This window comes from Vibrio sp. 10N.222.46.A1 (assembly GCF_041473595.1).
In the GTDB taxonomy this organism is placed as follows: domain Bacteria; phylum Pseudomonadota; class Gammaproteobacteria; order Enterobacterales; family Vibrionaceae; genus Vibrio; species Vibrio tasmaniensis_A.
Map to the genome: position 1 here is coordinate 1 of NZ_JBFRSN010000040.1, position 8,061 is coordinate 8,061.

5 protein-coding genes are annotated in these 8,061 nt (G+C 44.7%); all 5 read right to left on the bottom strand.

Annotation, left to right across the window (positions count from 1 at the left end):
- Nucleotides 1-236 precede the first annotated feature (236 nt).
- Nucleotides 237-995 carry a sulfite exporter TauE/SafE family protein gene (locus AB4496_RS01755; protein WP_102257298.1) on the bottom strand — a complete coding sequence of 253 codons (759 nt, stop codon included), beginning with the start codon at nt 993-995 and terminating at the stop codon, nt 237-239.
- Nucleotides 996-1,190: 195 nt separating this feature from the next.
- Nucleotides 1,191-2,711, bottom strand: coding sequence for a tripartite tricarboxylate transporter permease (locus AB4496_RS01760; RefSeq protein ID WP_009846586.1), 1,521 nt, complete (start codon nt 2,709-2,711; stop codon nt 1,191-1,193).
- 10 nt (nt 2,712-2,721) lie between these two features.
- On the bottom strand, nt 2,722-3,222 hold the full coding sequence (locus tag AB4496_RS01765) for a tripartite tricarboxylate transporter TctB family protein (RefSeq protein ID WP_009846587.1): 501 nt from the start codon (nt 3,220-3,222) through the stop codon (nt 2,722-2,724).
- 247 nt (nt 3,223-3,469) lie between these two features.
- Nucleotides 3,470-4,441 carry a tripartite tricarboxylate transporter substrate binding protein gene (locus tag AB4496_RS01770; RefSeq protein WP_009846588.1) on the bottom strand — a complete coding sequence of 324 codons (972 nt, stop codon included), beginning with the start codon at nt 4,439-4,441 and terminating at the stop codon, nt 3,470-3,472.
- Between the two features lie 293 nt (nt 4,442-4,734).
- The coding region (locus AB4496_RS01775) for a response regulator (RefSeq protein WP_372130522.1) at nt 4,735-8,061 on the bottom strand (3,327 nt) is incomplete at its 5' end.

The following is an 8,061-nucleotide window of genomic DNA, read 5'->3' on the forward strand; positions in this document are numbered from 1 at the left end:
GGAGAATTATCCCACCTTTGGCAAAATAAAGGCTAAAAAACAGTCTAAATTGTTATCAAATTTGCTAATTAAAGGGCTCGTATCACACATTTTGGCTTGGTTATTTTATAGTTCACAAAATAACCAGTCGAGGGCATTGTCACTTCTTCATGCTTAGCGATTTACGTTGTGTTTTGCTAACGAAAACCGTGATTACTGTAGTAATTAGTTTGAATGAAACCTAGTTGACGTAGAACCTACTTAGCATAGAAGAAGTAAGCGGTGATCAAAAAGCTTGCGATGATCACTGTGGTGCGAACATATTGTTGTGGAATACGACGAGAAACTTTTGCTGAATAGTAACCACCGACTAATGTCCCAAACAAAACGGCCATGCCTGACGGCCAATCAATCGAACCATTCACAACAAAGAACACGATTGCCGCGAGTGATGCGCATGCCGATACCAACAATTTGATGCCATTCATCACGTTGATATTGGTATACCCTGCCAGTGCCAAGTAGCTCAATGTCACAATGCCTAAGCCTGCATTAAAATAACCACCATAAACACACACGATCAAAAGTAATAAGGCTGAAAAGAACGCGCCTGCGCTGGTGGCGTGCTTATGTTTAGCTGTTACTTTCTTGAGCCATTTATTGAGTGTGCCACCAAAGGTAAAAAGTAGAGCGGCGAACAGTAATAACCAAGGTACGGATTGGGTAAATAGCGCTTCTGGCGTGTGTAGTAGTAAAAATGCACCAATGCCGCCGCCAATTACACATAGCCCAACAACGAGCTTGAGTTGTTTGGTACCAGATTGAATTTCGTGGCGCAGAGCGTAGGCTCCGCTAATGTATCCAGCACACGAAGCAAAGGTATTGGTCGCGTTGGCTGCAATCGGAGGGACGCCAGCGAATAACAAAGCGGGGAAGGTGATGAAGCTGCCTCCTCCTGCAATGGAATTCAACACGCCACCAATCACACCTGACAAGAATAGAATCAACCAATCCATAGTTTTAGAATCCAATGCATTAAATGATGAATCACCTTACTTGATTTTGTTATTAATATCAGGGCAATGTGCAGTGAAGAGGTGGGTTTGTGAGTTTGCTACCAACTTGGAGCTGTGGTTTTTTGAAATGACTGATACGAAAAAAGGAACCTGAGGCTCCCTTTATTTCGTTTTGTTTTCTAGGCTAAGCCAAGTTTACACTTCAACAGGCTTTGCTCTAAAACTCTTGAACAGCTTAACCAGAATCGGACTAGATAGAACCAATACCGCTAAAATAGTGAAGGTCATGGTGATAGGGCGTTCCCAAAGGAAGCTGAGTTCACCATCACTGATCATCAGTGCGCGTCTCAAGTTCTCTTCCATCAAACCACCTAATATGAAGCCAAGCAGTAACGGTGCGAGCGGGAAGTTGGCCAGCCTTAACGCTATCGCCGCCATTGCCACAATTAGCATCACAAACACATCCATCGTGTTGAAAGACACCAAGTACACGCCTGTGATTGAGAAGAAAATAATCATTGGCAGTAGTACCGTTCTTGGTACCGCTAGCAGTTTAGAGATGTAAGGGATTAAAGGCAGATTCAAGATAACCAGCACGATGTTGCCAAAGTACATCGAGATAATCACCGACCAGAATACATCTGGGTGCTCAACGAACAAGCGAGGACCCGGTTGGATGCCATAAGCGATGAGTGCACCAAGCATAATTGCTGTAGTACCAGAGCCCGGAATACCGAGTGTCAGTAGCGGAACGAATGAACCACTCGAAGCTGCATTATTTGCTGATTCAGGAGCCACAAGACCACGAATACTGCCTTTACCAAACTCTTTCTGCTTGTCTTTTGGTGCTAGGCTGCGTTCCATGCCGTAGCTTAAGAAAGCTGCGATAGTCGCGCCAGCACCCGGAAGCACGCCAGTGAAGAAGCCAAGAATTGAAGAACGAATCGAAACGGGCGCGACTTCTTTGAACTCTTCTTTGGTCACTTTCATGCTGCCAATATCGGCCATCTTTTGGCTTTCTTCGCCGCTGGTGTCTTTCTCTGGTTTCAAAATACCCATTAAAGTCTCACCTAAAGCGAAGGTTGCCATAGCAAGAAGTAGGAAACTAAAGCCATCCATTAGGTCTGTTAGGCCAAACGTGAAACGCTCAACACCAACGCCTTTGTCGATACCAACAGTAGATAACATCAAACCAAGAATGGTCATCATCCATGCCTTTATTACCTGACCTGGGCCTGCAAAAGCCGCTACAGCCGATAGACCTAACAACATCAATGCAAAGTAGTCTGACGACTGGAAGCTCAATGAGACACTTGCTAGAGCCGGTGCTGCAATCAAAAGCATGATTGCTGACAGAGTACCGCCAGTGAAAGAAGAGTAGGCTGCTAGTGCCAACGCTTTACCTGCTTGGCCTTTTTGTGCCATTGGGTAGCCGTCGAATGCGGTTACTACCGTTGAAGAACAACCTGGAGCATTGATTAAGATTGATGACGTTGAGCCACCAAATACTGCGCCGTAGTACACACCTGCCATTAAGATTAAGCCAGAAGAAGGGTCTAGGCCGTATGTAATCGGGATCATCAACGCGATTGCTGAAATTGGACCTAGCCCCGGGAGCATACCAATGAAGGTACCCACGAAGCAGCCCACAATTACCATCATGATGTTCATTGGCATCACAGCGGTAGAAAGTCCTTGTAAAATTCCGTCTAACATAATGTTATCCCTACCAAAGAGTGAAGATTAAGCCAGGCTCTAGGTAGATATCTAAGCCTTGAGTTAATAATAAAAAGAACGCGATAACGAAAGGAAATGACGCGCCAAACAAAATAGATTTACGGCGCTCACCCAATAGGTAAAAGCCAGCAAGCAAGAAGAAGCTAGTTGCTAAAACAAAGCCAAGATAAGTCAGTCCAACACCGTACAAAGCCATCAACACTAAAAAGCCAATGAGCAGCTTCCAATTCAACGGCGTGGTGTCGCATGAAACCTTCTGGTCCGGTTGTCCTGTAACTAGTAGGATCAACGACAGGCCGATGCCGATAAACGTTAATAGGGTAGGTAAAGTTCTTGCTGTGAAGGGTTCGTACTCGTCACCGGGGAACAAAGGAATTAGCGTGGTTTGGTAGCCATAGCACAAGCACGCCAGCATAAAGATCATGGCTCCGATGCGATCCTTTGAAAGCAAAGATTCCTTACTCAGAAATTTGGTTGGTAAGTCCGACATATCCAACTCCATTTGGGGTGGTATAAATAGTAAAAAAGCCGTACATGAGCGAGTTAATGAAGAATGTCTGGGATCACTAACCAAAGGTAAGCGAATTACGGTACTGGTTTATCAGCCACTTGCGTTTACAACGAATCGGCAAGCGTTAGTAATACGTCTACGAATAAACAAAGGAGTATGAAGTTAACTCATGTACGGCGAAACAAGGAAAGAGTAAGAGGGCACATAGACCCTCTATGGTTGTTAGTTATTTCAAGAAACCAAGCTCACGCATTAGGTCGCCCATCTGTTTTTCTTGGTCTTCTAGGAAGGCGTAAAAATCTTTGTCAGCTTTGTAGTTGTCAATCCAACCGTTACGGTCACGAACCACTTGCCATTCATCGGTCTTGTACATCTTGCCTAGAGCTACATTCCACTCGTCGATTTTCGCTTGGCTAGTGCCAGGTGCCGCGAAGAAGCCACGCCAGTTAGCAAATACTGTTTCGTTGCCGTACTCAGTTAGTGTTGGGATGTTTGGTGCCGCATCAAGACGTTTTGGTGCCGTTACCGCCAATACTTTTACTTGGCCTGATTTAGACATTTCTAGCACTTCACCAAGGCCTGTCGAAAGCAGTTGTGTTTCGCCAGATAATAGAGCTGCCATTGCTTTACCACCTGCATCGTAAGCAATGTATCGCACTTTCTTCGCATCAAAACCTTCGCCTTTGAACGCTGCCGCCACAACAAGGTGATCCATGCTGCCTCGAGCCGAGCCGCCTGCAATTTTCACTTTACGTGGGTTGCTTTCGAATTCTTTTACTACATCTTCCCAAGTGTTGTACTTCGAATCCGCAGACGCAACGATTGCGCCATAGTCGGCAATAGTTGCTGCTACAGGAGTTAGGTCGCGGAAAGATTGTGGGAAGATCCCCGTTAGTGAACGAACAACGATAGGCGTTGAGTTCACCATTAGCGTGTCTTCTTGACGTTGAGCCGTCTCGATTAGGTGTGCAATGGCTTTACCGCCACCACCACCAGACAAGTTTTGGAAAGAGACATTTTCTACGATGTCGGATTTAACTAATACATCACCCGTACCACGAGCCGTCATATCCCAACCGCCACCAGCGCCGCCAGGGATTAGGAAGTGGATTTTTTCTACGTCAGCAGCAAAAGTGTTAAAAGAAAAGGTTGCTGCGATGATAGAAGCCGCAAGAGTAGGTTTCAGTGCCTTGAACATGGTTCACGTTCCTTATGTAGGGGATCTCTTCAATGGAGAGAAACTTATGTTTTATATCCAGCTGCTAAATACACGAGTAGGGTATTGCTTAGCAGATGACGTTAAAGTTAACGGTGTGTTAAAGAATTGTCTGTAATGCGGTGATATTGAGGATAAAGAACATTGGGTGAATAAAGTTCATAAAGTTCACGGGGAGGTGAGGGTGTCCTTACTGTTGGAGACAGATGAAAAAAGAGAGCCACTTGGACTCTCTTTAATAGTTTGTAACTTATGACATATTTAGTGTTTCTCGATCATGATGAACTAGCCAGTGTTGAGCCTTTTAGCAGTTCAGTCGCGCAATCGAAATCGAACTCCTCGAGTGCGCTTTCCAACTTTTTAAATTCCGAAGGTGTTAGCCCAACCACAGCACCGTCCTCAATGTTAAGAACAATGTTGAGAGCTTCGGTGTCATCATTGGATACCGCTTCTAATAATAGGCCGTATAGTTCAGTACTTGGTTGATTAGGCGATGTCTCCGGTTTTGCTTGCTGGTCTCTTGTATTCTCGGTGGCGACTGTTGTGTGGAAGATCGAGTTAGCGATCTCTTGGCTGAGTTCAATCGTGGTTTTGATGACCTTTTCTTTTAGGTCGTCATCGGTAATTTCGGACTCTAGGTTTTCACATAGACTATGCAAGTCGCTAGCTCCGAGGTTACCGGCCACACCTTTGAGGGTGTGCAAGTAACGTTGTTGAGCACTATTTGATAGTTCGACAGTTAAGGTGCTTTTGTCAGAGTAGGCTTCAACAAATCGTTTCAATAGCTTCGTGTATAAGGTGTGATTGTTGCTCGCTCTCATTAATCCCATGTTGGTATCAAGACCGTCAATGACAGGTAACGCCTCGGGTGCTTTTTCTGCGTTGTTTTCTTCTTGTAGAATCTTGGTGGACTCTTGCAACGAAACATTAAATTGCACAGGGTTAGACGGTGACACCCAATTGGCTAAGGTCGCGAACATCGAGCCGACATCAATCGGTTTAGCGATAATGTCAGTCATCCCACAGTTGAGTGCTTTTTCTTTATCCCGCTCCATCACGTTTGCTGTCATCGCAATGATTGGGGTTTGTGTGTCTTTTATCTTGTTACGAATATGCAGGGTTGCTTCGTAACCGTCCATCACTGGCATTTGGCAATCCATCAAAATACCATCGAAAGGTACGTCGTCAGTTATGGCTTGTTGATAAAGATCTATCGCCTGCTGACCATTCTCGGCAATGGTGACTTTAATTTGTTGCCCCTCTAAAAGCTCTGTTGCGAGCTCTTGGTTTATCTCATTGTCTTCGACCAGCAAGATGTTAGCTCCGGCCAGTTGTTGGACGTTAGCGAGTTGATTTTGTTGTTCTAATTCGCTGCGAGATACGCGGTCTGAGTCGAGTCCATAGAGTGAAACAATAGAGTCATAGAGATGAGATGAGGTGATTGGCTTGTCTAGAATACTCGGTACTTCAAAGCCTCTTTGTTCTATGAGTTCAGCAAGCTCTTCTCGGTCGTATGCGGTCAGCATCATGATTTTAGGCATTGTGAGCTGCTGCCCATTTTTGAGCTCTGCTAGTAAGTCTACGCCATCTCGCTTAGGCATCTTCCAGTCGGAGATTACCAAATCAAATGGCTTGTTCTGAGCGTCAGCGGTATGTAACTCAATAAGAGCTTCATCAACGGATGAGCTCAGTGTTGGTGTCAGCTTTAGTGATTCTAGGATATCGCCTACGATCAAGCGGGCGCTGGAGTTGTCATCGACGACTAACACTTTCAAATTGTTAATTGATGCAGGTACGACAACACGGTGTTGCTGAATAGAATGACTAACGCGAGTAGCAATAGTAAACGAAAAGGTCGAGCCTTTGCCAAGCTCCGTTGAGACATGAATATCCCCTCCCATCAGTTGGCTGAGCTCTTTACTGATGGCAAGGCCTAAGCCTGTACCGCCATATTTCCGAGTGGTTGAGCTGTCAGCTTGAGTAAATTTGGTGAACAGCTTACTGGCTTGCTCTTGCTTCATGCCGATACCACTGTCAGAGACTGCAAAGTTCAATTTGATGTCATCGCCTTGTCTTTCTGCTACTGAGATTGAGATCTTCACTTCGCCTTTTTCGGTGAATTTGACGGCATTGTTACTTAGGTTAATCAGTATTTGCCCAAGTCTCAAAGGGTCACCAATAAGGTTGGTTGGCACGTCTCTATCTACTTGAATGAGCAGCTCTAAACCTCGATCTGAAGCTCGTAAGCCAACCAAGTTAGTAATATTGTCGAGTACATTCTCAAGTTGGAAGTCAACTTTCTCAATGTCGAGCTTTCCAGCTTCAATTTTCGAGAAGTCGAGAATGTCATTGATTAGCCCGAGTAGGGTGTCAGAAGAGAGCTTAACTTTGTGGATATAGTTACGCTGAGCCTTGGTCAAATCGGTTTTCAATGCGAGGTAACTCATACCAATGATGGCGTTCATTGGTGTACGAATTTCATGGCTCATATTAGCTAAGAAATCGGATTTTGCATGGTTCGCTGCATCGGCTTCATCCCGTGCAGCAGCTAGGCTGTGCGTGAAGGTTTCTAAAGCTGAATGCGCTTTGTTGGCGAGCAAACCCATCAACAAAATAATGACGAAGAAAATCAAACCTCCTACGGCCAAATGGGAGGTTACACTAGATGAATCTTTGACATTGACGCTTTCTGCTAAGTGGCGCTGAGAAACAAAATCTCGCAGTGCTAAGAAGCTTTTATCCATTGCTTTGAGTAATTGATGGCCTCGAATTTGTGAACTGACTAACTCAGTGAATTGCGATTCATAGACGCTGATATGGTCGTCAAAGGCAGTAATTTTTACCTCTGGTGCGTACAAGGCAATCAGTCGTTGTGCGTTGCTTGATTTAGATTGCATCTCATTGATTACATGTGACACTTTGTCGGCGATGAGCTTCTGTTCCTTTGAATTTGCGAGCAGAAAATCTCGGTTGAATCTATTTGAACGACTCAGTAGTGTGCGAATCGCCAATAGGTCTTGACCTATGAGCAGTTGGGAAGAGAGTTCTGCTTGAGATTGAGAAATGAGATGATTCAGTTCTGCGACTTGGATCTGTTTAGCTTGATAGAGTAATCCAACCGAACGCGAAAATTCAGAGCCGCTCAAAGTGACTTGATTGATGAGCGAGGCTGTTAACTTTTTAGAAGAGACCGGTACGCCTTGAAGTTGAACTAAGTTGGTGTAATAGCGATTTTTTGCCTTTTCAACAATCTCTAAACGTTGTTGTCCTTTGTCATCTAAAATTTGAGCGTGTAATTCGGTAATCAACTGTGAAGCCTTTTGCATCTCAACCTTGACCAGTGAGTAGGTCTTTAGGTTTCCGTCGAGCAAATATTCTTTTTCAAGGTTTTGTATATTAACGGCGAGAGTAGCGAGTTGACTTGTTTTTAAGGCAACGTTAGTCAATTCTTCGCTAGTTAATCGCAACCCTCGAATATTTTGACTGTTTTGATTAATGGCTTGATTGTGCAAATCTCTCATCTCTCGCAATAGCTCGGTCGCGGCATTAGATCGTTCATCCATTAGCGCTCGGGTAGATTGATTCAACTCAATAAGCCCGAC

What these genes read in the sequence shown, in the direction of transcription:
- AB4496_RS01760 (WP_009846586.1), bottom strand. Translation starts at nt 2,711, where the DNA reads ATGTTAGACGGAATTTTACAAGGACTTTCTACCGCTGTGATGCCAATG.
- AB4496_RS01755 (WP_102257298.1), bottom strand. Translation starts at nt 995, where the DNA reads ATGGATTGGTTGATTCTATTCTTGTCAGGTGTGATTGGTGGCGTGTTG.
- AB4496_RS01765 (WP_009846587.1), bottom strand. Translation starts at nt 3,222, where the DNA reads ATGTCGGACTTACCAACCAAATTTCTGAGTAAGGAATCTTTGCTTTCA.
- AB4496_RS01770 (WP_009846588.1), bottom strand. Translation starts at nt 4,441, where the DNA reads ATGTTCAAGGCACTGAAACCTACTCTTGCGGCTTCTATCATCGCAGCA.